This window comes from Runella zeae DSM 19591, assembly GCF_000423565.1.
Classification (GTDB): Bacteria; Bacteroidota; Bacteroidia; order Cytophagales; family Spirosomataceae; genus Runella; species Runella zeae.
Window position 1 is genome coordinate 165,142 of record NZ_AUIF01000017.1, and the last position, 24,800, is coordinate 189,941.

The window sequence follows — 24,800 nt, forward strand, 5'->3', positions numbered from 1 at the left end:
TTGTTAGTACTTTTGCAATATAGTTGCAATTAGTCATGTCAAAAATTATTTCGATTACTTTAAACGTAGGATTAACAGGGCTTGTTCATCTATTGTGCTGCTGGTTGCCGTTGATTGTGGTTGTATTCAACGGAGTATCAATAGGATGGCTTGCCCAGTATCAAACTCAGTTGATAGCGTTGCAGATAGGAGTTTTGATTTGGTCATTTTATGATTTATACCTACGGGCTTCGCATCGCTCATCGGCTTTTGAGAAAAAGGTTTTTTGGACTGCTGTAGGATTAACTATTGTTTTGAATTTGATTCCTCATCGTTACTTCCAAGCTGAAGAAAGTAAGCTAGCGCAGGCTCAGTTTGAGCGTATTCGGGCTACGCGTGTAGCACAATTTGAACTCCAAAAACCGCCCAAATCGGTAGAAAAGTTAAGCAATACGCTTCAATCTGTAGAAGGAGTTGTACCTTCGCAAATCAAACTTACTGACGAAGGAGTATCAGTGAGATACTATCAAGACAAAACCTCAGAGCAAGCTATATTGGCCATGCTTCGGAAAGAAGGGTACCAAGTTTCAACAATTGATTAACCACTAATCTACATTTATCATGAGAAAATCTGCTTATCGTACCGCAATTTATGGTTCTTTGCTAATAGCTTCGGGCGTTTTATTGGGGGCTTGTGGCGACAAAAAAGACCCTAAAATGGAAGAAGCTGGAAAAGTACACTTGGAAGCTATGGCCATAGAAGAGTCTCTACATGAGCAGATTGAAGCCATAGATTCGATAAAAATTGTTTTGAATGATAAGAAAAAAACACTCACCGATGCAGCCCAGATTGCCAAAGCTGACTCGGTATTGGCGGCCCTAGATGGCGTAGCCAAATCCTTCGAAACTTGGGAAGAAAACGTGATAGAAGTACCGGGCTTAGCTCACGAGCATCATCATGGCGAGGGCGAGCACCACCATCATGATCATAAGCCAGCTCCAGATTTGACGGCTGATCAAATGCTTGATGTTCAGAAAGAATCAAAAGCGAATATTGAGAAAATCAAATCAGATTTACTCAAAGTAGAAGAGATGCTGAAGCAAGTCCTCTAATTTTCTGTAGATATAGATCAAAAAGGGCGTCTCCGTTATCGTGAGACGCCCTTTTTGATTATGGAGCGCAATGATTAATCATCCATTAGCGAGGTACTTCGATTTTTTGAAGCAGTTGAGCTACTACATCATCAGGAGTAGCGCCTTCCATTTCTCTTTCGGGGGTGAGCAAAATCCGATGCCGCAACACACTCGGTGCTAAAAATTGGATGTCTTCGGGAGTTACAAAATCACGTCCTTTGATAGAGGCAAAAGCCTTCGAACTATTCAGCAAAGCCACTGACGCGCGCGGCGATGCTCCCAGAAATAAAGATTTGTTGCTGCGAGTTTCGAGCACTATTTGAGCAATGTAGCTCAGCAACTTATCTTCCACGTGTACCTGATGGGTCTTCTGTCGTAATTCGGCTAACTCAAGGGGCTGAAGAACCGGCTCAATATCCGCAATCGCCTCCGCCATATTTTTTCTTAGATGGTGCCCTCTCAAAACCTCCACTTCTTGGTCAGGAGTAGGATAGTTTACTATGATTTTAAACAAAAATCGGTCAAGTTGAGCTTCGGGAAGTCGGTAAGTACCTTCGTGTTCGATAGGATTTTGGGTGGCAATCACGATAAAAGGAGAGCTCATCGGATAAGTCGTTTTATCGATAGTAGCTTGTCGTTCTTCCATTACTTCAAATAGCGCCGATTGCGTCTTTGCAGGAGCGCGGTTGATTTCATCTACCAACACGATGTTGGAGAAAATGGGACCTTTAATAAATTCAAAGTTAGTGAGTTTTGGATTGAACACTGATGTTCCTAATACATCAGAAGGCATCAAATCGGGGGTAAATTGGATGCGACTAAAATCCGTATTGATGGTTTTGGCGAGTAGCTTTGCCGTAAGGGTTTTGGCTACGCCAGGCACTCCCTCCAGAAGTACATGGCCATCAGCCAACAAAGCCGTAAGGAGCAACTCTATGGTTTGGTGCTGCCCTACAATGATTTTACCAATTTGTGATTTTATGGCTTCAATGGCATTGCTAAGGTCTTCTAACTCAATCCTAGATTTAAAGTTCATTTTATAAAATAGTTTCCTGAGGTGATAAAAGGGCTTATTTTGATTTTTGATAAAAGTCTTCGATGCGCCGATTGAGACTCAAAAGCGCATATTCAGATAGAATGGGCGTACGCTCGGCATGGGCTATTTCGCCAAACAGCAAATCGATGTCTAAGCGAGAAAGCCCTGTTTTGTGAGCTAACGTGGTTTTAAATTCTTCATCAATGTTTTGAGTACGTAACCCAAAACGCTCGCGAATATAAATCATCAAATGTTGTATCTTCTTTTGGGCAATGTTAGTGTGGTTGCCTTTTTGAAAATACATCTTTCCGATGGTTTTGACAAACTCCAAAGAGGTATTTTGAGGAGGAGTCATGATTGGGATGATGCGTTGGGTTCGTTTTCCGGCAAAAATGGCAAAGAATAATAAACCCCAAAGGATAAGATAATAACTCCACTTGAGGGCAGGCTGTGTCATGATATACCTAAAGATAGACTGCTCATCCTCCCCAAATCTTCCTTGCTTGAGGTATTCGTCCCAATACACAGGTCGTACTGATAAATACGAAAGAGACTTAAAAGCAAAATCGGTAGTAGCGGGATCTAAGGTATAATAGTTGGTCAAAGCCAAGGGGAGATTATGTAAATAAAAATACCCTTTTCCGAATTTTACCTTCAGAAATATAGGTTCGCCACGGGCGTTATTGGCCAGAATTGAGACGTTTTGGGGTTGTTTTACCGAAAAATAATTACGACCATCATCTTGCGCAAATACATAGCCTTTTGGACTTTTAAAGGAAGGGGCAACAAAGTTCATTACCAATGCCGTATCGCGAAGAGTAGGGGCTTTTAGCTCGGCTTTTACGCCCAAGGCTTTCATCAAAGTATCAGGAAAGTCGTAGGCTGATATGAAAACATCGTTTCCTTTGGATACGTATTTAAATAACTGTTCACGGTCGTTTTGGTCAACACTAAATTCTTGACAGACAAAGATGTAATTGCTTAAAAAACGATCTGTGTTATTACTTAAATGATTATAAATGGGCGTCCGTAGAGAAGTTGTTTTTTGGTTCATAAAAACGTCGGGCAACAACTCATACAATGCCTTAGTGCCAAAGGGAATGTGGTCTTTGTTGGAATAGGTAGGCGTCCAATCCAATGGCTTAGGACGATAGTATTCAAACAAACCAAAACCTAGGAGAGTCAATATCAAAAACCAAAAGTATTTGCTACGTAATGTTTGCAAGGCTTATTGTTTTGGGGATAGGGTACAAGGATAAAAGCTTCAAATTTTTAATGAAAAGTGCTGAAATTCTTCTTTGATGATTCCAAATTCTACCTCCGAAATCCTAAATTCTCCATACCATACATATTCAAACTGGGAAGTGAGTTTTTCAAAATCACTCTGTAAGGTCTTGGTATTTAGCTCGTTCACATAGCTGCGGTTGGTTTTGGTAGGCTGCCAATGAATCAAGCCTTTGTCGGTAAGTTGCTTGAGCGTTTTTAGATAATACAAACGCACCGCCAATCTATAATTATTTTTGGCAATGGCCTCTTCTATAAGTGAGTTGAAATCAAGTTCGTGGATATTTTCAGTGATTTTGTTGTAGGCCAGCGGGTCTTCTTTGGCTTTTGTACCAAACAACCCACCCAAAAACTCAGACTTGTACAAAAGCCATACCACCAGCGCACCAATAGTGACTAGAAACACATATTGCCAGAAGTTTTCGTAGGAGCTACTCCTAAAAAACTCAAAGAATTTTCGGGTAAGCCAGTACCAAAACCTGGAGAGGGGGTTTTCGGGAGGAGGAGCCGCTTGCTGATAATTGTAGTCGCGGTCGCTCCGAAAGCTCTCTAGGGCGTCGTCGGAGGGTTTTCGGAGTTTGACAGGAGTCTGGTCAAAAGCGGCTTGGGAGATAGTCGTATCTGCTTTTTCCGGTATTTGGGAAAAAACACTGAGGCTAACGCACCATAAGAACCAAATAAAACTAAACCTTTTCAAGAGAGGATGTACTTGATTGTTGATTGAGACTAAAATTGCGAAAAAGAACCTAAATCTACAAAAAAGCCGACGTTTTGGCGTCGGCTTTATAAACAGGAAAAACAAAACAGGAAAGATTATTTCTTTTTGGCTGGAGCCAAAGTCACAATCCATTTCGCAATTTTCAACGCTTCGTCCTTAGGAACATTAGGAAGCGCTGCCATTGGAGGGTAGCCAGGCCAGTGGCTAGGCTCAGGCTTATAAATCAATTCTACAATTTGCTCAGGCGTATATTTTTTCTTTGCCATTACTTCTTTGTAGCCAGGACCAACCAGTTTTTGGTCAGCGCGGTGACACGCAAAGCAGGTATTTTTCTGTAACAATGCTTCAATATCAGCAGGAATCTTCACTTGTGCATTGGCTACGGTAGAACCTACGCAAAAAATACCAGCCGCTACTAACATTTTTGTAATTCGTTTCATGCTCAGGCAGGATGTTTTGTAATTTGAAAAAATGGAACTAATTAAATGCAAAGCTATAACGTTTTGAGAAAGAATTTGTGTTAAAATACCAAAAGATTATTTTACATTTCTACTGGCTTCATTTTAGGAATCAACACATTGATAATCAAAAGAGCCACTAAATAAGTAAAACTAGCGATGAGAAAAAGGGGCATATAACCAAATTTGACCCGAATAGGGCCCGCAAATGCAGCCAACAAAGCGCCACCTACTGCCCCCGAAAAGCCCCCTATGCCTGTTACCATCGCCACGGCACTCTTGGGAAACATATCTGATGCAAAGGTATAAACATTGGCCGACCATCCCAAATGGGCAGCTGCTGCAATGGCAATCAGTACCGTTGCAAGGTAAATATTTTGAGTTTGGGCTGCCAAAAAGATAGGTACTACACACAAGGCACAAATCAACATGGTGGTTTTGCGAGCCCGATTTAAGTCCCACCCTCCTTTCATGAATTGAGAAGAAAGCCACCCAAAAAAGACACTCCCTCCATCTGAAATCAAGTAAATGACCATGAAAGGAAGACCTATGTTTTGTAAATCGAGTCGTTGGGTGAGAGATTCACTAGAATTAAAAAAATCGGGGAGCCATGTCAAATAAAACCACCAAATAGGATCAGCCATAAATTTGCCCACAATGAGTGCCCAAGTTTGTCGATATCGAAGTAGACGCCACCAAGTAAGCCGCCCAGAGATTTCTTCTTGTTGTCGGTCTTGTTGGATGTACAAAAGCTCTTCCTCCGATACTTTTGGGTGTTGCTCAGGCCGTTGGTAGTTTATCCACCAGATTAGAAGTACTACAAAACCAAGTACCCCAGTAGTCATAAACGACATTCGCCAGCCATAGTGTAGTGTCATCCAAGGAACGAGCGCGGCTGTAAGTATAATGCCGACATTGGTGCCGGCATTGAAGAGACCCGTGGCAAAAGCCCGTTCTTTTTTAGGAAACCATTCGGCGATAGATTTGATGCTTGAGGGGAAATTGCCTGCTTCGCCTATCCCTAGTGCAAAGCGAGTAGCCCATAAGCCTTGAAAAGAGCTTACGAAGGCATTGGCTACCCCCGCAAAACTCCAAAGTCCAATCGCAAAAGCCAATCCTCTTTTGGTACCTAGCCGGTCAATAAGCCAGCCTATCATAATGAACCCTAGGGCATAGGCGGTTTTGAAAGCAGTATCTATCCAGCCGTATTCGATTTTGAAAGTATCAAGGTCTGTTTGTGTGAGTGTATAAGTAAGCGGAACCCCGAGCATTTCTTTTCGAAAAGTATCATCAAGCATTGCAAATGAAAGGACGTTTCGGTCGATGTAGTTGATGGTCGTTACCAAAAACAGTAACAATACAATACGCCAACGAAAGTTGCCGATATACATTTGAGTGAGAGGTTAAAAGGGTGGTTAGGAAATGAGGATGCAATATACGGGGTTATCGGATAAAAGTTCTATTCTTACCTTTGTTAAAAACTGAATGCTAATGAATGAACTACAAAAACAAGTATTGACAAAAGCTGCTTCTTTTTGTGCATACCAAGAAAGAACCCTCAAGGAAGTACGTCAAAGGTTGAGGGAGTGGGACTTGCCGGATGAAGAGGCCGAGCCCATTATACAAGAATTAATTGCCCAAAACTATCTCAATGAAGAGCGTTTTGCAAGGGCTTTCGCAGGGGGAAAGTTTAGGGTCAAAAAATGGGGGCGTCTCAAGATTAGACAAGAAATGAAACTGAAAGGGCTTGCAAATGACTTGATTCAAAAAAGCCTTTTAGAAATAGACGGAGATGCCTACGAAGAGACCTTGAAGGAGCTTCTTTCCAAAAAGGTACAAAGCCTCAAAGGTGAACCTTCCCAAATAAAACAAAAGCTACTACGTTTTGCATTAAGTCGAGGTTTTGAAAGCGATATAGTGTGGGAGGTGTTGAAGGAAATTAATATTTAGCCCCCCTTAATGAAGCTCAGCTTTACCGATTAAGGTTTTTATTTAAAGGGTTGGGCTTATTTGTCTTGTTTAGGTGGAGCGACAACCCACTCCGCCACTTTTTCGATAAGCCGATGATGTCCTGTTTTTAAGACAATGGGTTTTGTGTCAGGTAGCTGTGTGGTGAGAGGAAGTACGTAGTGCGCGGGTAGTAAGCTGTCGTGTTTTCCCAGAAAAATCTTTAAATCGATTTGGTTTTCTTTTATCAATTGAGCAATGAGTTTTATATCTGCCCGCATCAAGCTAAAACCTATCCACGAGCGATATACGCGCTCGCGCTGCTCAGAAGTAGCAAGGGTACTTTCGGCAAATTTTACGGCACTTTTCTCAATTAATTTAAGCTTTACTAATAAGTGAGCTAGTTTTTTAAAATGATTGACATTGCTTACAAAAAAGCGAAATAGTTTTTTGCTTACCCAAAAACGCGTCGCCAACCCATACCAAGGACTTTCCGTAATACCGTCGGGAGCCAAAAGCCAGCAGGATTCAATTTGTTTTGAGAAAAGTTGAAGGGTAACTAAGGCAAATTTCCCTCCCATGCTAAAACCCATGAGAGAGAAATTTTTGATTTGATGTATTTTCAAAAAATCTTCCAAAAAAACCTTCCATGCTTCTAAGGTGAGTTTTTCAGAGGCAAGAGCAGGGCTTTGGCCATGAAAAGGCAAATCAAACAAATAAAAGGTATACTGATTTTTTAGTACTTCTACCAAAGGCAAAAAGCAACGGTAATCTTGCCCAATTCCGTGAAAAGCCAAGAGCGTTTTGGGGCCATGCCCCAAAGTGACGCTTACGAGGTTTGGAACCTCATAAGCGTTGAGATTAGTAGCCGATACTTGTGTCATCACCGCGAGGGTCTGAGCCGCCTTCCAAAGTACCGTCTGGGCGAACCAAAATACAGTCCATCCGTCCGATGGTATTGCGCTGCATTTCCAGATTGTATGATTTGGCTTGTAGTTTCTGAATGACGTTAGGGGTAAATGCCCCATTTTCAAAAGTAGTTTTGTCGGGCAACCATTGATGATGAAACTTGTAAGCATTCACCGCCTGCTGCATGGTCATGCCGTGTTCGATTACATTCAAAATCGTCTGAAACACAGACGTAATAATCGTAGAACCTCCTGGAGTGCCCACTACCATGTAGAGTTTTTTATCCTTTTCGAGGATAGTCGGAGTCATCGAAGAAAGCATTCTTTTGCCAGGCTCGATGGCATTGGCTTTGTTGCCAATCAGCCCAAACATATTCGGTACACCGGGCTTGATACTGAAGTCGTCCATTTCGTTGTTCATAAAGAAACCTCCCCCTTTCACGATGATGCGGCTACCGTAGCCGCCATTGAGCGTAGTAGTCACCGAAACGGCATTGCCGTCTTTATCTACGATAGAAAAATGAGTCGTTTCCATGCTTTCATATCCTGAAATGTTGCCACCCTTAATAGATTTACTATCAGTAGCTTTGGAAAAGTCAAAGTCTTCCCAACGTTTGTGGAGATAAGAGGATGCCAACATTTTCTTGATAGGCACTTTTACGAAATCTGGATCACCCAAAAACTTGGCTCTATCGGCATATACGCGTCTTTCGGCTTCAATCATGACTTGGACAGTAGAGTCAGCGTGCCAGCCCCATTTTTTGAGAGGATAAGGCTCTACAAGTTTCAGAAGTTGTAACAAAGCCACGCCACCGCTTGATACAGGAGGCATGGTTATGAGTTTATAGTCTTTGTATTTTCCAACGAGAGGCTTGCGCCAAACGGCTTGGTAAGATTTGAGGTCTTCTGCCGAAATAAACCCATTTCCGCGCTGCATTTCGGCTACGAGCAAGTTGGCTGTTTCGCCTTCATAAAAACCAGCTCTGCCGTTTTGTTGAATACGACGGAGTGTTTTTCCCAAATCTACCTGAATCAGTGTATCTCCCGCTTGCCATTCGCGCCCGTCTGCTCTTACAAAATAAGTAGTATCAGCATTGAGTTTGACAATATCCGCTTTGATGCGGTTCAGTCCCGCCGCTTCTTTTGTGGTGAGAACAACGCCTTTTTCTGCCAAATCAATCGCAGGTTGAAGGAGAGATGCCCAGGGGAGTTTTGCAAATTTTTGATGTACTTGTACCATACCATCTACCGAACCCGGTACTCCACTTGCCAAATGCCCTACCATACTTAGGCCCGGAATGACATTGCCGTTGGCATCTAAGTACATGTCTTTATGGCCTTTAATGGGCGCTTTTTCGCGGAAGTCTAGCGTAAAATTTTTGCCTTTTCGATCACGATAAACAAAAAAACCTCCGCCGCCGATATTGCCGGCTGATGGGTGAACTACAGCGAGCGCAAACTGCACTGCAATGGCCGCATCGGTAGCATTTCCACCTTTTTGCAGGATTTCTATTCCCACGCGCGACGCTTCAGGATGAGCAGATGCTACCATGCCGTTGGAGGCGGAGACCCCGATACGATCTGAGTAAAACGGTTTTTGGTTGGGGTCGTCAGTCAAAAATTGATAAAAGCCTTTGTTTTCTTTTACTTCTTGACAAAACGCATGAGTGCTGATAAAAACAGCCAGTAAGTTGATGAATAGTTTGTTCATAAAGTGGGCATAAAAGTTTGGGGTTTCAAGTTACAAAAACTCTTTCATTTTGCTTCAAACCAAAAGTTTTAGAAATTGCAGCTTCTAAAATCTGAATGTTATGGCGATGTTTGAAGATGATGAAAGTTTCGGGTTTGAAGATGAAGATTTTGACCCTGAAGAAGCCAATCAAGAATGGCAACAAGAGCGCGCACGGATTGCCAATATGCCCATTATGCTCAAGGCTCGCGAAATCTTGGATACGGTGGATTCGCTCACCGAATTAATGGAGGAAGACGGAATGATGGCGCATTATCGGGATATTTTATTTGAAGATGCTAGTATGATTTGCGCCAAAATCGCGGGTGCTGAGAGTCGAGAATTGTATAGTTTAAGGATGGAAAATGCCGTCATTATTAAAATTCATGCTAGGAGCTTACTTACGCAGGTGTCAGGGCTAGCAATGATGGGATTTAAAGAAAAGCATTATTTGGAGGTCTTGCGGGAAGAAATTGAGGAGTTTAGGGTTTTATTTATAGAATGGGTAGAGGGTTTTGACAAATCCAACGACATCCCCGATAATTGGGGTGTTTTGTTTCGATAAATGAACTTATATTTCAAACAAAAAACCTTTTGATACTAACTCCTGATAGCGTTTTTCATCAAAACAAAAATAATAAGCTCCGCGTCTAGAAGTGCCCTTTTGTTTCTCTTTGAGTTTTACTAATAAGTTCATATTCAGGATTTTCTTGCTAAAGTTTCGCTTGTCAAGGGGTCTTCCCAAGATAGACTCATATAGATTTCTGAGCTCAAGCATCGTAAATTTTTCGGGCAACAATTCAAAGCCAATAGGCTGGTATCTGACTTTTCGGCGAAGTTGATCAAGTGCTTTATGAAGCATCGAAAGATGGTCATACACAAGATTAAGTTTTAGTGCAGAAGAAATGGGATGCCATGTGGCTCCAAAATTGGAGGAGAGCTTGGATAAAGTAGGTTCTACTTCAATGAGGGCATAATAACAAGTCGTAATGACTCTTTCGGTAGGAACCCTAAATACATTTCCGAAGGTGTACACTTGCTCCATGTATACATTTTCGAGGCTCGTAAGACGCTCTACGGTGTTGCGGGCTGCATCGTCAATATTTTCATCAAGATGTACAAATCCCCCCAACAAAGCCCAATATCCTTTGAAAGGCTCATAGGGGAATTTATGAAGTAGAATATGTAGCTCAGTACCATAAAAACCAAAAATGACACAATCAACCGAATTGAGCAGGCCAATTTCGCCGGCATGATAATGCGGCAGAGAGCTATCGGTGAGGCGTGAAATAGGAAGATTGGTTTGGTTAAGAGCAGAAGAGTCGGACATATAAGCGTATAATTTTTCTCCAAATATGTTATGAAAAGACAGAAATGAATCGAAAATACCACTTGATTTTAAGGATACTTTTTAAATAAATCATTACGAAAATGAGACAGACAAGCTTGGCATTAAATGGTATCTAATAGAAATTTGTATATTTGGAGCCAATAAACAATATTAGACCAATCCATTCCGTTTTTGTCACAGCAAAAACCTAACAGTAATGATTTTACTTCAAGCGCAAACCGCCGTCGATTCAGTAGCTACCGCTGCCTCAGCCCCAGGGATTTCATTGTTTGATTTGTTGATGAAAGGTGGATGGGTGATGATTCCCCTCCTAATTATGTTTTTTTTGACTATATTCTTAATCATTGAACGTTGGCTAGCTATCAATGCCAATGGCAAATTGGAAGAGAGTTTTATCGACAATATGAAGGACTTTGTCCAACAAGGTAATATTAAATCAGCCGAATCTCTGTGCCGTAATCAACGTTCAGCGGCAGGGCGTATTTTTGAGAAAGCGATTGGACGCATTGGATACTCTATAAAAGATATTGAAAGTACCATCGAAAATGCCAGTCATATCGAAGTATCTCGCCTCGAAAGCAACCTTTCGTATTTGGGGGTGATTGCGGGGATTGCGCCAATGCTTGGATTTGTGGGAACCATTTCGGGAATTATCAACATCTTCTACAGCATCTCCCAATCCAACGATTTCGACATTAGCACCATCGCAAGTGGTATGTACGAAAAAATGGTAACTTCGGGTGCTGGTCTGATTGTAGGTTTGATTGCGTATATGGGCTATCACTTGCTCAATATGAAAATCGACCGTATCGCTCTGAAACTTCAAGCAGGTGCTTTTGATTTCTTAGATGTATTGCAAAAACCTATTACGAATCGCTAGTCAAAGGCATTGGTTGGAAAGAGGTGTTTGTTGAAAAAGAATAAACACCTATCTAAGCAATGAAGCTGACTTATAAATACTTATACCATGAAAATCCGACGTAAAAGTAGGTTTGCCCCCGAGGTTTTTACGCAATCATTAAACGACATCATGTTTTTCTTGATGTTGTTCTTTTTGATTATTTCAACAATGGTGAATCCCAATGTCATCAAGTTGATGTTGCCTAAGGCTTCTGCGGCTCAACAAATGCAGAAGAAGCAGACAACTCTTTCGGTAGATGCCGAGAAAAACTATTTTTTAGATAAAGAACCTGTTTCTAAAGAACAATTGGAATCGGCATTATCATCCGCTTTTGCCGGAATAGACGAAAAAACGGTCATCTTGCAAGTAGATCAGAGTATTTCGGTACAAGATTTGGTGGATGTACTGGCTATTGGAGCCAAACTTGACATCAAAATGGTAATGGCCGTCAAAAAATAAATCTTCGAGGAATTTTTCCTATCCTTCACAAATTAGGGTGTATCATACGCTAAAACGGGGGTTTTTACGCTAAAATCCTTTGTAAAGAGTATCTAAATTTACAGTTATTGATATAGTTGTAAATCAGATGCTTACACTCTAATTTGTTTATCCATGATTTTTTCTGAAAAAACTTTCGTAGATGCTTTGGGTGGCATAGTCATTCAAAGCAAATTAGGCCCTGCTGTCAAGCGTAGCGGATTTGAAAAGGTGCTTTTTCCGGGCGTAGAAGTGGGGCTTCCGGGTTGGGAACGCGCTCACAGCCAAGGTGCAGGAACGGGTTTTGAAAGTCCCAATGCGATTAGATACGCGCCTCAAGAAGTCAATCAAGTGTATCAAAGGTTAGGAATAGAACAATACTTGAGAGACTTAGCGAAGTATAAAAATACGGAATTATGGCTTACTACGGTCACTTACACACATCCGCGAAGTTTAAGACTTAAAGAAATTCAGTACCGAGTTGATGAAGTTTTGAATGGTTTTTCGCGGAGATTGTTTGAGGCTAGTATTGAGATTGAAAACAAAACAGAAAAGCCGCGAGTGGTAATCAACGCGACCCCTTTATTGATTTATTAGGTCTAAGGCCAACTCTTCGGAATACCCATCGTATGAGCGTAGTTTTTAGGACAATGCGTATGTACATATTCTAAAAGCCGTTGCATATCGCGCTCAAAATCAATGTAATAATCTGGATTAAACTTTGCTAATTTTTTGAGAAGTGCTTCGGTTTTTTTTGCGATGTATTCGGCACAGGTATCACTACGGCTATTATGAACTTTTAGTAGGGGGGATTGATGTTCAAAAAAAGTTAAGAACAAGTAAATCATAAGCTCAATTTCCCCGTATTTGTCTTTGGTGATTTTGACGTGCTGAGTGATGTCACCCATAAAACTCCTCATATCCATCATCATCCATCCGGGCGTGTCATGCGTCATTTGGGCTACTTTCAAGATGCGCTTTTTGATATCATCGCGGCGCAGTTGAATGGTATCTCCGTGTTCAATAAGCTCAAATTCAAAGCGTTGAACTAGATTTTTGTCTTTGCTTATTAGGCGTAGAAGTAATTTGTCTTTCTCTTTTTGAGGCAATTCGACAATCGCCTTCTTTAGTTCATGGGAGATAGCCATTTTAAATTCCTTTGTAGTTTTTCTTTTTTTGTCGCGTTTCTAGTTGTTTAACGACTTGCTGATATATCCGTTCCATAAAAACGGGATTGGTCGAATAAAACTCATAGCTACGATTATAAGTTGCTGAATCAACACCGTACTTTTTGAAAGTTCGTAGTTTTAGTTGCTCCGTAATGATAGTCGACGAATCAAGAGATGTAATAGCCAATCGCCCTACTCTGGCTTCAATCAGGTGAATGTCGGCCAAAATTTGAGCCATTTTATCTTCAGTTATTGTTCCTTTCGGAATTTGGGGGTCACTTTGGCAACTTATTAAGAACAATACAAAAAGTGAAAAACATAAAACTGTGCGATTTACCATGGCTGATTTTTTGTACTTTTGGATAGTTTAGTTACAAAAATACGCATGATTGAGCAATTTATTACTAAGATTCGACAGTACGAGATTAAGATTCGTAAGGCAGTCAACGCCGACATGCGTGGAAGCTTTCGCTCTGTATTTAAAGGCTCAGGAGTGGAGTTTGCTGATTTGCGTGAATACCAATACGGGGATGACGTGCGTACCATCGATTGGAACGTATCGGCCAAGGGGCATGGTACTTTTGTTAAAATCTTTAGGGAAGAAAAAGAGCAAACGGTATTTTTTTTGCTAGATGTGAGTGGGTCGCAGCAAGTGGGCGATGTATTTCGTACCAAGCTCGATACTGCAAAAGAGATTTGTGGGGTATTGGCACTGTCGGCGATACAGGAAGCAAGTCATGTAGGCTTGCTTTGTTTTTCGGATCAAAAAGAAAAATACATTCGCCCTTCCAATGGCATGAAACATGGCTATGAGCTTATTACGGAATTATACAAACTTAAGCCTCAGTCTAATAAAACAAATCTTGCGGAGGCTATTCTATTTACCCTCAATGTAGTAAAACGGCGGAGCGTGGTGATTTTTGTTTCGGATTTTATTGACAAAAACTACGAGCACAACCTACGCGCTTTGGCTCGTAAGCATGACTTAGTCATGATTCATTTGCAAGACCAACGAGAAACTAACTTACCTCGATTGGGGATTATTCCGATGGTAGACCCTGAGTCAAATCGTACGGTGTGGGTCAATACTTCCTCACTTTGGTTTCGGCGTAAAGTCAGGGAGGATTTTGGAAACGTAGGCAAACAAATTGAGCTATTTGCCCGCCAAAATGATATTAATTATGTGTCTATTGATTCTAAACAAGACTACGTCGAACCTTTGATTAAACTCTTCCGTATTCGTCGAAACAAATAAACCTTCATCCTAACTACGATTTTTGATATACCAATAAAAGCGTTATATATTTGGGGATATAACGAATCGCCCCTTTTCATGCAAGATGTTTTAGCACCGCTTTTGTTTGCCATTATGGCTTTTTTATATGCTTCGGTTGGCCACGGAGGCGCGAGTGGGTATTTAGCCTTGATGGCTATCTTAGGGACTTCACCTGCGCTGATGAAATCATCGGCTTTGATTCTTAATGTGTTTGTGTCATTGATTGCTTTTGTGCAGTATTATCGTGCCGGGCATTTTCGTTGGAACCTGTTTTGGCCCTTTGCCCTTGCGAGTATTCCGCTTTCGTATGTAGGGGCGACTTTACCCATTACAGATTCGCTTTACAAAAAACTTTTGGCGGTGGCCTTGGCTATTGCCATTGCTCGAATGCTCTTTCAGCCCGTTGACAAAGCTGAAAGTAAGCCTGTGCCACTGCTAGGTGCCTTGGCGATAGGTGGAGTGATTGGGCTATTGTCAGGAATGCTGGGGATTGGTGGGGGGATTATCCTGAGTCCAGTGATTTTATTGTTAGGATGGGGCAGAGTGAAAGAGACGGCGGCGGTTTCGGCCTTGTTTATTTTTGTCAATTCGATGTCGGGCTTATCTGGACTTTTGCAGAAAGGATTTGAGCCTAATGCAGAAATAACAACTTGGCTGATAGCTGCTTTGATAGGAGGCTTTTTGGGTGCATATCAAGGTAGTTTTAAATTTAATCTTCAAACGCTCCGATATATTTTAGCTTCGGTATTGTTGATTGCGGTGGCCAAACTATATTTGACCTAGTATCAAGCCTCCAATCATCAATAAGTGAAAAAATACCTTCTTTTTTTGTGCCTATTTTCTTGGCAACTAAATGCTCAAAACTTAGACGTTCGTTTATTACAAAATGTATATGGGAGCATTCAACCTACCAATGTAAACACCGAAAAATTTTTGTCATCTACTGCTACGCCCGTGAGTTTGGCTTTACCGGCGGGGCTATTGATAGCCGGTTTTTCTACTCACAATAAAACCTTACAGCAGCAAGGGTGGCAGGCACTGGGAGGATTTTTGATAGCCAATGCAACTACTCAAATCACCAAGAGGATTATATTGAGGGATCGTCCATTTGTGACTCATCCTCAGTTGTTTGTAGCCCGTGTGGATGGAGAAGAGCCTCATTATTCTTTTCCGTCGGGGCATACTACTGCGGCTTTTGCTACGGCCACTACCCTGGCTATCAATTATCCAAAGTGGTATGTGATTGTGCCTGCGTATGCATGGGCGGGGGCGATAGGGTATTCGCGGATGCGATTGGGAATACATTATCCAAGCGATGTATTGGTGGGAGCAGCCACGGGGGCGGCGGGAGCTTGGCTGTCCTACAAAATCCAGCAGAAATGGCTTCGTAGAAAAGCCCAAAGAAAGTAGAATCGAAAAGATATTTGCATTTTTCTAAGTTATCCTCTTACCTTTGTAGCCGATTCTGGCGCGCAGAATTTTTCAAAAATGGGGTGCCCTAACATGACGGGCTGAGATTATACCCTTAACACCTGAACCGGGTAATGCCGGCGGAGGGAATTTAAAATGCTAAAATTTACATCTTGGTTTTTGGCCGTAGCAACGGGAGTGTTGCTTTACGTGCCTGTACTTGCCCAGCTTTCAGTATCGGGCAAAATCACTGACGCAGAAGATGGGCAGCCATTGCCCGGAGCCACCGTTAGGGCGGGAAGTGTGAGAGGAACGGTGACTAATGAAAAAGGAGGTTTTTCCCTTAAAAACCTGCCTCGTGATACAGAAGCGTTGGAAGTATCGTATGTAGGTTATGAAACCCAAAAAATCAATATTGGAGGTGAATCAACGGTTGAGGTTAAGTTACGGAGAAGTTCTTTCTCTGCGGATGAAGTAGTCATCAATGCCACCCGTGCCAATCAAAATTCGGCGGTAGCTTTTACCAATGTAGGAAAGTTAGAATTGAATAAACAAAACCTTGGGCAGGATTTGCCTGTGTTGCTCAACTTTACGCCTTCGCTCGTCACTACTTCTGATGCAGGTGCGGGAATAGGCTACACTGGGTTGAGGATACGAGGTTCGGATGCGACGCGTATCAATGTCACTATCAATGGAATTCCTTATAACGACGCTGAAAGTCAAGGGACGTTTTGGGTCAATATGCCCGACTTTAGTTCTTCGGTAAGCAGTGTACAGATTCAACGCGGGGTTGGAACTTCTACCAACGGAGCGGCAGCTTTTGGCGCAACGGTCAATATCAATACCAATGAATTTAGAAAAGAAGCTTATGCCGAAATCAACAATTCGGTAGGGTCGTTCAATACCCGTAAACATACTGTGATGGCCGGAACGGGCCTACTCAATGATAAATTTACGGTTGATGCACGTTTATCCAAAATCACTTCCGACGGTTTTATCGATCGAGCCAAATCAGATTTAGGCTCTTTTTATGTATCAGGTGCTTATTTTGGAAAGAAAAGCTCTATCCGTATGAATGTATTTTCGGGCAAAGAAGTAACCTACCAAGCTTGGGAAGGGACGCCTGAAGCAAAAATCAAAGGTGACCGCGAAGGTATTTTGGCTTATATAGACCGCAATGGTTTGAGTGAGCGGGATGCCCAAAATCTGTTGAATTCAAATAATCGTACTTACAATTTATACCTGTACGACAATCAGGTTGACAACTATCAACAAGACCATTACCAGCTGATTTCGTCGCACATACTCAACAAAAATTGGACGTTTAACCTCAACGGATTTTTGGTAAAAGGGCGAGGTTATTATGAGCAATTTCGCGATAACGACCGCCTGCGAAATTACAAAATTCCGAATGTGATTGTGGGCGGAGATACGATTACTCGGAGTGATTTGGTGCGTCGTCGTTGGTTGGATAATTCTTTCTACGGAACCACCTTTTCTTTAGATTACAACAGTTTCAAAAAACTAACGGCTAATATAGGCGGAGGTTGGAACCAATACGACGGAAATCACTTTGGTGAAGTGATTTGGGCGCGTTTTGGAGGCAATGCCAACATTCGTCAGCGATATTATGAAAATGTGGGTTTCAAAACCGATTTTAATCTTTATGCAAAAACCTATTATCAATTGACTGAAAAGCTGAATGTATTTGTGGATGCGCAAGTGCGTAAGATTGGGTATTTTGTGAAAGGAGATGACAATCAGCAGCGGCAGCAAGCCCATGATGTCAACTATACTTTTTTCAATCCTAAAGGTGGGTTAACTTATCAGGTTTCGGAAAGCAGTACGGCTTTTGCATCGTTTAGCTTGGCGCACCGTGAACCTAATCGTGACGATTTTACCGAATCGACACGGCAGATTCAGCCTAAGCCAGAAGTATTGCGGGATTGGGAAGTAGGGTATCGTTTCCAAAAAGGACGCGTGGCAGCTTCTATAGGGGGGTATTACATGAACTACAAAAACCAGCTTGTAGTATCAGGGCAGCTCAATGATGTGGGGAATCCGATTAAAATCAACGTTCCCGAAAGTTATCGGGCGGGAGTTGAACTAGAGTTTGGGGCGCAGCTCAGCAAGCAATGGAAATGGAATGCCAACGCGACTTTTAGCCAAAATAAAATCAAAAACTTTACGGAATATGTGATTGATTATGACGACGAAAATGGCGGCTATCAAGTCACAAATCATGGTAATACTGATATCGCATTGTCTCCCAATGTGATTGTGGGAAGTCAATGGGCATACACTCCCGTCAAAAACCTCGAAGTGGCGCTATTGACCAAATATGTGGGAAAGCAATACCTCGACAATACTTCTAACAACGCGCGCAAACTAGATGCTTATTTTACCAACGACCTTCGACTCATCTATCGTATCAAGCCCAAATGGATGAATGAAATTACGGTAAGTGCCTTGGCCAACAATGTCTTCAATGAATTGTACGAATCCAACGGTTATACTTATAGCTATATCTACGGAGGTCAAACCACCACCGAAAATTTTTATTACCCACAAGCTGGGCAAAACTTCTTGGTGAGTTTGGGATTGAAGTTTTAAGTTGATTCATTTGTAACGTCAGGTCTTTCGCAAGGAAAATTTTTTTTTTACTAAAAAAATAGCTATGGCTACTCTACTTGTTGAAATAGAAGATAAAAAGCTCAAGTTGTTTAAAGAACTTCTTCAGAGTTTACCTTTTGTGAAAATGCGTGAGATATATCCTAATGAAGATACGGATGAACAAGTTATTTCTAATATTCGTCAAGGAATACAAGAAATGCGTCTGGTTGAAAATGGAGAACAGAAGAGCCGTTCGGCACGTGAGTTCCTAAAAGACTTATGAGTTAGAAAACGTTGTTAATAAATACATAGCCGTTTATTATATCAACAATAAAGCCCTTCCATTTCTAAAAATTGGAAGGGCTTTATTGTTCGTTTTTCGTAATCCTATTCTACCAAAATCTTGGTTGTAATCATTTTCAATCCTTCGCTTATGCGAATGAGGTAACTTCCTTTGATAGAGTTGGTTATATGAAAGTGCTCGTTTTGTTGTTGTAGTGGTAAAGCACGCCCCATCACATCAAAAAGTTCTACTTTTCCGTTTTTAAACTCAGCAGGAATATCCATTTGGAAGGTGCCGTTGTTAGGATTTGGGAAAACCCTTAATTTACTTTCGGCGCTGCTTGATTCCGTTCCTAATATAGGGCTGATGTCTATAAAAATGCCTTTAGAAACATTGTCGCAACCATTGTTGGTGACTTTTACCGTGTAATTTCCTGAACTCGAAACTTCATAAGAAACTTTGGTGGCACCTGTGATATCTTCACTATCTTTTTGCCATTGATAAGAAAATCTGTTGTCTCCTTTGTTGGCCTGCAAAATAGCTCTAAATGAAGTATTGCCGTTGGTCAATGGGCTAATCTCAGCGGGTGGAATAGAACCAAATTTGATACTAAGTTCGTTGGAAGTCATGGTCTCACAGTCAGTATCTTGGGCGATGATTTTGTAGATTCCCGCTACGGATGTATTGAGACGAGTAGAAGTCGAATTGAGCGTAATATTGTGATTGTCTTTTTGCCATTGATACCTAAAACCTTCTACTTCGTTGACCTTCAAAATGATGTTTTCGCCAGTACACGCTTCAGTTTTAGACGCCGTAATTTGTGGTTTGAGGGATGAACAATCGAGCACCAGACGTTCGATTCGGCCTTTATAAACGAGCAAAATCTCTTGAGAAGATACGGGGAAAATACTGCTGATAAAGCGGGTATCAAGAGTTGGCGTCACTCGAAAGGCAGTATCACGTGAGCCGTCGCTGTTGAGTTTTACAAATAAGGTCTCGTCCGAAGCTTTCTCTTCATTGAAGTATTTACCATAAACCAAGATTTTTTGGTCGTTTTGGAGGTAGGCTGTCCCGGATAAGTCGTCTGGAAGAGCTGCTTGAAAAGTGTTGTCTATCAGACCATTGTCATTGAAGCGTGAAAGCCTGCCGTTCGTTGCCACAATCAACCTTTCACTGTACTGAGTACCTTTCAGTTTAAGGTAATTTTGGGCCGAAATGATGACAGGAGCGAAAGAGGCGTCTACCGAGCCATCTGCCAAAAAACGTGTCAGAGACATGGTTTGATTGTCAGAAGAGACTATTCGTGCTACGATGTTTTTTTGGTCTTTCAATGGCCAATATTCATAAAATTCCGACGCAACGATACATTGCTCAAATTCATTTTGAGGGGCTACGCGTTGGCCATCTTTGTCCACAATAAAACGTGCGGAGGTAGTCCAAGGGTTAGAAAATTGTCTAATGGCAAAGCGATTGTTTGGTAAGGGTAAAGTGCTAGCACTGTCTTTCAAAAATCTGGAATCTACATTTCCGTCGGGTTTTAAGAGATAAGAATTTCGATAAAAAACAAAAATAGAGTTCCTATCCGTTTCTCTATTCATTACGATAGAGCCGTCATTGAGTGGAAACACCTCGGGGTTTCTCACCGTATTGAAAGCAGTGACGTCTCCGTAGTAGCCTGTTGGAGAAGGGAGCTGATACTGTGGGGGGATGCTAGGTTTGGCGGATTGATATTTAAAATTACTGTCCAATTTGCCATCTTTATAAAAGCGGTATAACTGTGCATCATAGCCATTTTGGATATCAGCCAAAATGCGCTCATTGGCTAAAATCCCTCTGACCGCATTGACGGTCGAAATCCCAAGTTTAGGTTTTGATTTTTGAACAATATTACCTTCGCCATCAACCCAGAGTAATTCATCGGCATAATTTGTCAAAAGAAACTGCCCTTGGGGAAGAAGCGAAACTTTATAAGCCCCAAAAGCGGGATGAAGCGTGGTATCTTTGAGCAGAGGCGTGGCTTCATTGGTGTTTATCATAATCTTGTAAGGCATTTTAGCCCCGCGTTCGATGAAAAAATCATCCGAACCAATGATAGTATTGCCCCATTCGTCAAACACTCCTTTGGGAAGAGGGTGATTTTTTTCGAGCTTCCCGTCTTGGTCAAATATGTAATAGGCTTTGGCCATGCGGTCTCTCATAAAAAGCTTCCCGTTAGGAAAAAAGGAGATTTGAGGGAAGGGGCCATCTGCAATCTCAAAAGGAAGACCATTGTGAACGAGAATTGCCTTTTTTTCTAAAACGCCGTCTTTGCTAAATAGCTGAATGTTAATGTTTTTGTTTATGCGAGTAGCCAACAAAATTTTATCGTCGGCTTTGAGGCTGAGATCTAAAACGTAAGGGTCATATTGCTCGCCTGCTATGGGCTGAAACCGAAAAGTAGTATCTATTTGGCCGTTGCTGAGCAGCCGAAAAAGCTTGTCGTTGCCAAGAGCTATTATTTTACCATCTGATTGAATTTTCCATTTATGAAAATTTGGGTGATAACTTTGGTAGACGGTGTCAAGTCCGGCATTTTCTTTGTTTTTTAAATGAGTGATATTTAGCATAGTACCCCACGTCTGAGGAGGGATAATCATCACTTTTCCATCCGCAAATACCCTGTGTTCATCTCCTACCAAAATTTGATTAGACTTGAAACTCTCATCCAAAGTACCGTTTTGGTTGAGTCTAAACATATTGCCCGAAAAATGCTTGCCATTGATATAGTGAAAGTTGGAAGTGCAGAGGATGATTTTTCCGTCTGGCAATACAATAGGCTCAGAGAAATAAAAATGAGTAGTTTCTTGATAAAAATCCGGGGTCTGGAAGGTAGCATCTAGTTCATACCTTTTCTTTTGCTGACTATACACACTGAAAACAACCCACCCTATGAGATACAAGGTTATGCATACTCGTTTCATCTACAAAAATATTTTAGAATTAATACTTCACTTCAGGTTGTTCTTCTGCCGGTAGAGGATACAAAACTATAGACGGAAACCCTCGCGAAAGAGTTGTATAGAAACTCCTTAAATAGTGTAAGTCGCTATGAGTCAGTGTTTTTTTTATAGTGAAGTGCGATGAAAAATAGTTGCTATTTTTCAATAGGCAAGTATCAATAAGGAGAAGTGACGTCTATTTACTAGTAAGTTGGTGATGTACAGATTTTACAAAATCCAATGATGGTTTTTAGTTTTTGTTCTAATTTACCCCTAAACCCAACCTCCAAAAACTTGCTTCGCATAGGCTAAATCGCGTTGATGCGCTTCTACGGCTTTGAGAGTGTTGGGAGATTGGGCTTCGAGGCATTGCTCCAAAACAAGCAATGGTTTTACCTTTAAAGTGGTGAGTTCGCGCACTAAACGAGGATAATCAATGTCGCCTTCGCCAAAAGTTTCGGCCCAAATCTGATTAACGGATTGTCGAATATGCAACTCTACGATGCGTTTGCCGTACATTTTAACCACGTCAAAAAGAGCAACTTGCGAATTTCCAGCACCGCGATATACCCAATGTACATCCAGACAAAATCCCACCTCTTTGGGGTCGGTGTTTTGAAGCATATGGTGAAGCTCCCGCGCGCCTGCCCGTAGCTCTACGTCGTGCGTATGATAAGCGAGCGTTATACCACGTTTACGTAGTTCTTTACCCAGATACGCTAGATTTTTGGCTTGCTCGATGAGCTGCGCATCATTTTTGATTTCTGCCCCTCCCCATTTCAATGGACTTGGATTCGAAACCAATATTTTGAGTCCTAATGGTTGAGCCGCTTCGGCGATTGCCAAGGCGGTTTCGATAGATTTTTTCCCTTCGTTGGGTTCGTGAAGCACACTGCCTACGTAAGCCGAAGGCATCGTTAAGTTGTATTTTTGTAAGAGTGGCCCCAGTTTTTTTACTTCCTCCACCGTCGTAAAACTAGGCTCGTATGCCGTGAGTCCTGATTTGACGTACTCCGCTAAAGAAGCATCAAGGTCGGCGTTCCAATTGCGTTTGTCGCGGTTATAAAAAGTAATCCAAGCGTACTGATTAGAAGAAATAGGCCAATGCTTGGTACCTATCGCCTGAGCCAAAGGCGACAATAAAGCCGCTGTACCAGTAGCCGTGAGAGTTTCGATAAAATGACGACGCGTGTAAGACATGAAAGTGTTTTTTTGGAAAAGACATAAAGTCTCCAAAACTCACTACATGAGGCGTCTTACAATCAATCCTTTGACCAATTCATAAAAGGGCTGAGGCTGCATCGTACGCCAATTGTCGAGGTGGAGCGTACCGCCGAAGTTTAGGAAATAATCTAAGCGATAGCGTTTCCATTCGCGTTCTACGTGCTCACGCGAGCCTACCACCGCAATCCAGCCATCTTCGATTTCTTCAAACCATTCGGCATAATATTCGTCGTCGGAGCCGTGGAAATTGAGGATATTTTCTCCAATCAAAATAAACTGACTAATACCTTCGGCGAGGAGGTGATCGATGACGTTGCGCTTGAAATACATGATGTCGTTGTGGAGGGTATCGTTCCATTCTCCAAATAACTCAATCACTACAAAATGCTTTTTGTAATCAGCAAAGAGGATTTTAACATAAAGCGTTTCTGAATCAATTTCGTCCCACAAAGGGTGTATGTAGTAGCCATAAATATCGTGTTCATATTGATTCATGTTATAGTCGCGACCATAAAAAGGAGATTTTCGGTCTTCGGCGGCTATATAATGTTTTTCCCAATTGTAAAAAGGCTCAATCTCGTGCATGTCTTTCTCTCATTATCTTTCAACTTATCCTTAGGACAAATATACAAACATGGATGGGAGGGTGTGGCTGCTGGACCGTTTTTCTTCTTAACTTGCGTCATTAATTTGTAATGATACCATGCCTACCAACACAATCCAATATAACTACAAAGCCGAGCATCTCAATGTTTCGGAACCGAGTAAATACACCGCCGAAAATCTAAAATCGGAAGAAATGGTGCTCAATATGGGACCGCAACACCCCTCGACCCACGGCGTGTTGCGGCTTGAAGTGGTATCGGATGGCGAAATCATCGTCGATGTAGTGCCCCATATAGGTTATTTACACCGTTGTTTTGAAAAACACGCCGAGGCATTGCCTTTCAATCAAATCATCCCCTACGTGGATCGTATGGACTATGTAGCAGCCATGAACTCCGAACACGCTTATGTAATGGGGGTAGAGCGGATGCTTGGTATCGAAAAAGACATTCCCAAACGCGTCGAATATATTCGAGTATTGGTAGCGGAACTCAATCGCCTTGCTTCGCATTTTGTGGCTATTGGTACTTATGCGATGGATATTGGGGCTTATACGCCTTTTTTGTGGATGATGCGCGACCGTGAGCATATTCTTCGGATGTTAGAGTGGCTATCAGGAGCGCGAATGCTTTATAATTACATTTGGGTAGGTGGGTTGTTTTATGATTTGCCGGTAGGTTTTGAAGAAAGATGTCAAGAGTACATCAAATACCTCAAGCCCAAATTGCAAGAGCTGCAACAATTGGTGATAGAAAACAAAATTTTTGTGCAACGCACCGCCAATGTGGGCGTGTTGCCGTTGGCAGTGGCTATCAATTATGGCTGCTCTGGCCCTGTACTTAGAGGTTCGGGCTTGCGTTGGGACTTACGCAAAGTGGATGGTTATTCGGTATATCCAGAATTGGATTTTGAAGTACCAATGGGTGAAGGGTTGGTAGGAACAGTGGGCGACTGCTGGGATAGAAACTACGTACGGGTACAAGAATGCTGGGAGTCGACCAAAATCATTGAGCAGTGCATCGAAAAACTGCTGGGAGAGTATCGACGCACGCCCGATTTTGACCCGCAGGCTTTTGTCCCGAAAAAAATCAGACCTCAAGCGATGGACTATTATGTAAGAGCCGAAAATCCCAAAGGCGAGCTAGGTTTCTTTTTTAGAACCGACGGAAAATCTGATATTCCAGTTCGGTGCAAAGCACGTGCTTGTTCGTTCAACAACCTCTCGGTTATTGCCGAAATCTCACGTGGGGCTATGCTCGCCGATTTAGTGGCGATTATTGGCTCTATCGATGTGGTAATGGGAGAGGTAGATAGGTAGG

General features: G+C 41.9%; 26 protein-coding genes and 1 riboswitch. Of the genes, 13 read left to right on the forward strand and 13 right to left on the reverse strand.

Going from position 1 to position 24,800, the window contains the following annotated elements:
* Positions 1-35: 35 nt before the first annotated feature.
* Entirely contained in the window at positions 36-581 is a 546-nt protein-coding gene (locus G563_RS0105780) for a heavy-metal-associated domain-containing protein (protein WP_028664480.1), read from the forward strand.
* A gap of 19 nt (positions 582-600) precedes the next feature.
* Positions 601-1,092, forward strand: a complete 492-nt coding sequence (locus tag G563_RS0105785) for a hypothetical protein (protein WP_028664481.1) — start codon at positions 601-603, stop codon at positions 1,090-1,092.
* Between the two features lie 85 nt (positions 1,093-1,177).
* On the opposite strand, the gene G563_RS0105790 is transcribed toward G563_RS0105785, so the two are convergent.
* The 5 genes from G563_RS0105790 to G563_RS0105810 all read right to left on the reverse strand — a co-directional run bounded on the left by G563_RS0105790 (position 1,178) and on the right by G563_RS0105810 (position 6,000).
* Positions 1,178-2,149, reverse strand: coding sequence for an AAA family ATPase (locus G563_RS0105790; protein ID WP_028664482.1), 972 nt, complete (start codon positions 2,147-2,149; stop codon positions 1,178-1,180).
* Between the two features lie 34 nt (positions 2,150-2,183).
* Entirely contained in the window at positions 2,184-3,374 is a 1,191-nt protein-coding gene (locus G563_RS0105795) for a DUF4350 domain-containing protein (RefSeq protein WP_028664483.1), read from the reverse strand.
* Positions 3,375-3,413: 39 nt separating this feature from the next.
* Positions 3,414-4,130: a DUF4129 domain-containing protein gene (locus G563_RS0105800; protein WP_051210781.1), complete on the reverse strand. Its 717-nt coding sequence runs from the start codon at positions 4,128-4,130 to the stop codon at positions 3,414-3,416.
* A gap of 116 nt (positions 4,131-4,246) precedes the next feature.
* Positions 4,247-4,591, reverse strand: a complete 345-nt coding sequence (locus tag G563_RS0105805; RefSeq protein WP_028664485.1) for a c-type cytochrome — start codon at positions 4,589-4,591, stop codon at positions 4,247-4,249.
* Positions 4,592-4,692: 101 nt separating this feature from the next.
* Complete coding sequence (locus G563_RS0105810) at positions 4,693-6,000, reverse strand: MFS transporter (RefSeq protein ID WP_028664486.1); 1,308 nt, start codon at positions 5,998-6,000, stop codon at positions 4,693-4,695.
* A gap of 100 nt (positions 6,001-6,100) precedes the next feature.
* On the opposite strand from G563_RS0105810, the gene G563_RS0105815 reads away from it, so the two are divergent.
* Positions 6,101-6,559 (forward strand): regulatory protein RecX, encoded by a 459-nt coding sequence (locus tag G563_RS0105815; protein WP_028664487.1) that lies wholly within the window; start codon positions 6,101-6,103, stop codon positions 6,557-6,559.
* Between the two features lie 56 nt (positions 6,560-6,615).
* Here G563_RS0105815 and G563_RS33800 read toward each other — a convergent pair whose 3' ends face one another.
* Positions 6,616-7,440 (reverse strand): alpha/beta hydrolase, encoded by an 825-nt coding sequence (locus tag G563_RS33800; protein WP_051210782.1) that lies wholly within the window; start codon positions 7,438-7,440, stop codon positions 6,616-6,618.
* A complete protein-coding gene (gene ggt / locus G563_RS0105825) occupies positions 7,418-9,175 on the reverse strand; it encodes a gamma-glutamyltransferase (protein ID WP_028664488.1) in 1,758 nt (585 codons plus the stop codon). The genes G563_RS33800 and ggt overlap by 23 nt, the downstream gene beginning before the upstream one ends.
* A 100-nt stretch (positions 9,176-9,275) precedes the next feature.
* Here ggt and G563_RS0105830 point away from each other — a divergent pair, with 100 nt between their 5' ends.
* Complete coding sequence (locus tag G563_RS0105830; protein WP_037325945.1) at positions 9,276-9,758, forward strand: hypothetical protein; 483 nt, start codon at positions 9,276-9,278, stop codon at positions 9,756-9,758.
* A 6-nt stretch (positions 9,759-9,764) separates the two neighbouring features.
* Here the strand turns inward: G563_RS0105830 and G563_RS0105835 are convergent, their stop codons facing one another.
* Positions 9,765-10,523 carry an NUDIX hydrolase gene (locus tag G563_RS0105835; protein ID WP_051210783.1) on the reverse strand — a complete coding sequence of 253 codons (759 nt, stop codon included), beginning with the start codon at positions 10,521-10,523 and terminating at the stop codon, positions 9,765-9,767.
* 217 nt (positions 10,524-10,740) lie between these two features.
* On the opposite strand from G563_RS0105835, the gene G563_RS0105840 reads away from it, so the two are divergent.
* The 3 genes from G563_RS0105840 (at position 10,741) to G563_RS0105850 (ending at position 12,519) form a co-directional block, all read left to right on the forward strand.
* Positions 10,741-11,424, forward strand: coding sequence for a MotA/TolQ/ExbB proton channel family protein (locus tag G563_RS0105840; protein ID WP_028664491.1), 684 nt, complete (start codon positions 10,741-10,743; stop codon positions 11,422-11,424).
* Between the two features lie 87 nt (positions 11,425-11,511).
* Positions 11,512-11,904, forward strand: coding sequence for an ExbD/TolR family protein (locus G563_RS0105845; protein ID WP_028664492.1), 393 nt, complete (start codon positions 11,512-11,514; stop codon positions 11,902-11,904).
* 153 nt (positions 11,905-12,057) lie between these two features.
* Positions 12,058-12,519: a polymorphic toxin type 4 domain-containing protein gene (locus G563_RS0105850; RefSeq protein WP_028664493.1), complete on the forward strand. Its 462-nt coding sequence runs from the start codon at positions 12,058-12,060 to the stop codon at positions 12,517-12,519.
* Positions 12,520-12,521: 2 nt separating this feature from the next.
* On the opposite strand, the gene G563_RS0105855 is transcribed toward G563_RS0105850, so the two are convergent.
* Together G563_RS0105855 and G563_RS0105860 are read right to left on the reverse strand one after the other, a co-directional pair.
* A complete protein-coding gene (locus tag G563_RS0105855; RefSeq protein ID WP_028664494.1) occupies positions 12,522-13,070 on the reverse strand; it encodes a hypothetical protein in 549 nt (182 codons plus the stop codon).
* 1 nt (position 13,071) lies between these two features.
* The gene (locus tag G563_RS0105860) at positions 13,072-13,329 is read right to left on the reverse strand and encodes a DUF4296 domain-containing protein (RefSeq protein ID WP_229598449.1); all 258 of its coding nucleotides are present in this window, start codon (positions 13,327-13,329) and stop codon (positions 13,072-13,074) included.
* A 147-nt stretch (positions 13,330-13,476) separates the two neighbouring features.
* Between G563_RS0105860 and G563_RS0105865 the strand changes: the two genes are divergently transcribed.
* The 5 genes from G563_RS0105865 to G563_RS0105885 all read left to right on the forward strand — a co-directional run bounded on the left by G563_RS0105865 (position 13,477) and on the right by G563_RS0105885 (position 18,673).
* Complete coding sequence (locus G563_RS0105865; protein WP_211235254.1) at positions 13,477-14,346, forward strand: DUF58 domain-containing protein; 870 nt, start codon at positions 13,477-13,479, stop codon at positions 14,344-14,346.
* Positions 14,347-14,424: 78 nt separating this feature from the next.
* Positions 14,425-15,150: a sulfite exporter TauE/SafE family protein gene (locus tag G563_RS0105870; RefSeq protein WP_028664497.1), complete on the forward strand. Its 726-nt coding sequence runs from the start codon at positions 14,425-14,427 to the stop codon at positions 15,148-15,150.
* Positions 15,151-15,174: 24 nt separating this feature from the next.
* Entirely contained in the window at positions 15,175-15,777 is a 603-nt protein-coding gene (locus G563_RS33805) for a phosphatase PAP2 family protein (RefSeq protein WP_051210784.1), read from the forward strand.
* Positions 15,778-15,846: 69 nt separating this feature from the next.
* A riboswitch (TPP riboswitch) is annotated at positions 15,847-15,943 on the forward strand.
* Complete coding sequence (locus G563_RS0105880) at positions 15,934-18,390, forward strand: TonB-dependent receptor (protein WP_028664498.1); 2,457 nt, start codon at positions 15,934-15,936, stop codon at positions 18,388-18,390. (Overlaps the previous riboswitch by 10 nt.)
* Positions 18,391-18,454: 64 nt before the next feature.
* The gene (locus tag G563_RS0105885) at positions 18,455-18,673 is read left to right on the forward strand and encodes a hypothetical protein (RefSeq protein ID WP_028664499.1); all 219 of its coding nucleotides are present in this window, start codon (positions 18,455-18,457) and stop codon (positions 18,671-18,673) included.
* 104 nt (positions 18,674-18,777) lie between these two features.
* Here G563_RS0105885 and G563_RS0105890 read toward each other — a convergent pair whose 3' ends face one another.
* The 3 genes from G563_RS0105890 to G563_RS0105900 form a co-directional block, all read right to left on the reverse strand.
* A complete protein-coding gene (locus tag G563_RS0105890; protein WP_028664500.1) occupies positions 18,778-21,633 on the reverse strand; it encodes a T9SS type A sorting domain-containing protein in 2,856 nt (951 codons plus the stop codon).
* Between the two features lie 291 nt (positions 21,634-21,924).
* A complete protein-coding gene (locus tag G563_RS0105895) occupies positions 21,925-22,851 on the reverse strand; it encodes a sugar phosphate isomerase/epimerase family protein (protein WP_028664501.1) in 927 nt (308 codons plus the stop codon).
* 42 nt (positions 22,852-22,893) lie between these two features.
* Positions 22,894-23,460 (reverse strand): hypothetical protein, encoded by a 567-nt coding sequence (locus tag G563_RS0105900; protein WP_028664502.1) that lies wholly within the window; start codon positions 23,458-23,460, stop codon positions 22,894-22,896.
* A gap of 118 nt (positions 23,461-23,578) precedes the next feature.
* On the opposite strand from G563_RS0105900, the gene G563_RS0105905 reads away from it, so the two are divergent.
* Positions 23,579-24,799 (forward strand): NADH-quinone oxidoreductase subunit D, encoded by a 1,221-nt coding sequence (locus G563_RS0105905; protein WP_028664503.1) that lies wholly within the window; start codon positions 23,579-23,581, stop codon positions 24,797-24,799.
* Position 24,800 lies beyond the last annotated feature (1 nt).

What these genes read in the sequence shown, in the direction of transcription:
- G563_RS0105850 (WP_028664493.1), top strand. Translation starts at nt 12,058, where the DNA reads ATGATTTTTTCTGAAAAAACTTTCGTAGATGCTTTGGGTGGCATAGTC.
- G563_RS0105895 (WP_028664501.1), bottom strand. Translation starts at nt 22,851, where the DNA reads ATGTCTTACACGCGTCGTCATTTTATCGAAACTCTCACGGCTACTGGT.
- G563_RS0105885 (WP_028664499.1), top strand. Translation starts at nt 18,455, where the DNA reads ATGGCTACTCTACTTGTTGAAATAGAAGATAAAAAGCTCAAGTTGTTT.
- G563_RS0105905 (WP_028664503.1), top strand. Translation starts at nt 23,579, where the DNA reads ATGCCTACCAACACAATCCAATATAACTACAAAGCCGAGCATCTCAAT.
- G563_RS0105880 (WP_028664498.1), top strand. Translation starts at nt 15,934, where the DNA reads ATGCTAAAATTTACATCTTGGTTTTTGGCCGTAGCAACGGGAGTGTTG.
- G563_RS0105785 (WP_028664481.1), top strand. Translation starts at nt 601, where the DNA reads ATGAGAAAATCTGCTTATCGTACCGCAATTTATGGTTCTTTGCTAATA.
- G563_RS0105810 (WP_028664486.1), bottom strand. Translation starts at nt 6,000, where the DNA reads ATGTATATCGGCAACTTTCGTTGGCGTATTGTATTGTTACTGTTTTTG.
- G563_RS0105790 (WP_028664482.1), bottom strand. Translation starts at nt 2,149, where the DNA reads ATGAACTTTAAATCTAGGATTGAGTTAGAAGACCTTAGCAATGCCATT.
- ggt (WP_028664488.1), bottom strand. Translation starts at nt 9,175, where the DNA reads ATGAACAAACTATTCATCAACTTACTGGCTGTTTTTATCAGCACTCAT.
- G563_RS0105860 (WP_229598449.1), bottom strand. Translation starts at nt 13,329, where the DNA reads ATGGCTCAAATTTTGGCCGACATTCACCTGATTGAAGCCAGAGTAGGG.
- G563_RS0105870 (WP_028664497.1), top strand. Translation starts at nt 14,425, where the DNA reads ATGCAAGATGTTTTAGCACCGCTTTTGTTTGCCATTATGGCTTTTTTA.
- G563_RS0105830 (WP_037325945.1), top strand. Translation starts at nt 9,276, where the DNA reads ATGGCGATGTTTGAAGATGATGAAAGTTTCGGGTTTGAAGATGAAGAT.
- G563_RS33800 (WP_051210782.1), bottom strand. Translation starts at nt 7,440, where the DNA reads ATGACACAAGTATCGGCTACTAATCTCAACGCTTATGAGGTTCCAAAC.
- G563_RS0105835 (WP_051210783.1), bottom strand. Translation starts at nt 10,523, where the DNA reads ATGTCCGACTCTTCTGCTCTTAACCAAACCAATCTTCCTATTTCACGC.
- G563_RS0105840 (WP_028664491.1), top strand. Translation starts at nt 10,741, where the DNA reads ATGATTTTACTTCAAGCGCAAACCGCCGTCGATTCAGTAGCTACCGCT.
- G563_RS0105855 (WP_028664494.1), bottom strand. Translation starts at nt 13,070, where the DNA reads ATGGCTATCTCCCATGAACTAAAGAAGGCGATTGTCGAATTGCCTCAA.
- G563_RS0105890 (WP_028664500.1), bottom strand. Translation starts at nt 21,633, where the DNA reads ATGAAACGAGTATGCATAACCTTGTATCTCATAGGGTGGGTTGTTTTC.
- G563_RS0105865 (WP_211235254.1), top strand. Translation starts at nt 13,477, where the DNA reads ATGATTGAGCAATTTATTACTAAGATTCGACAGTACGAGATTAAGATT.
- G563_RS0105780 (WP_028664480.1), top strand. Translation starts at nt 36, where the DNA reads ATGTCAAAAATTATTTCGATTACTTTAAACGTAGGATTAACAGGGCTT.
- G563_RS0105900 (WP_028664502.1), bottom strand. Translation starts at nt 23,460, where the DNA reads ATGCACGAGATTGAGCCTTTTTACAATTGGGAAAAACATTATATAGCC.
- G563_RS0105845 (WP_028664492.1), top strand. Translation starts at nt 11,512, where the DNA reads ATGAAAATCCGACGTAAAAGTAGGTTTGCCCCCGAGGTTTTTACGCAA.
- G563_RS0105815 (WP_028664487.1), top strand. Translation starts at nt 6,101, where the DNA reads ATGAATGAACTACAAAAACAAGTATTGACAAAAGCTGCTTCTTTTTGT.
- G563_RS0105805 (WP_028664485.1), bottom strand. Translation starts at nt 4,591, where the DNA reads ATGAAACGAATTACAAAAATGTTAGTAGCGGCTGGTATTTTTTGCGTA.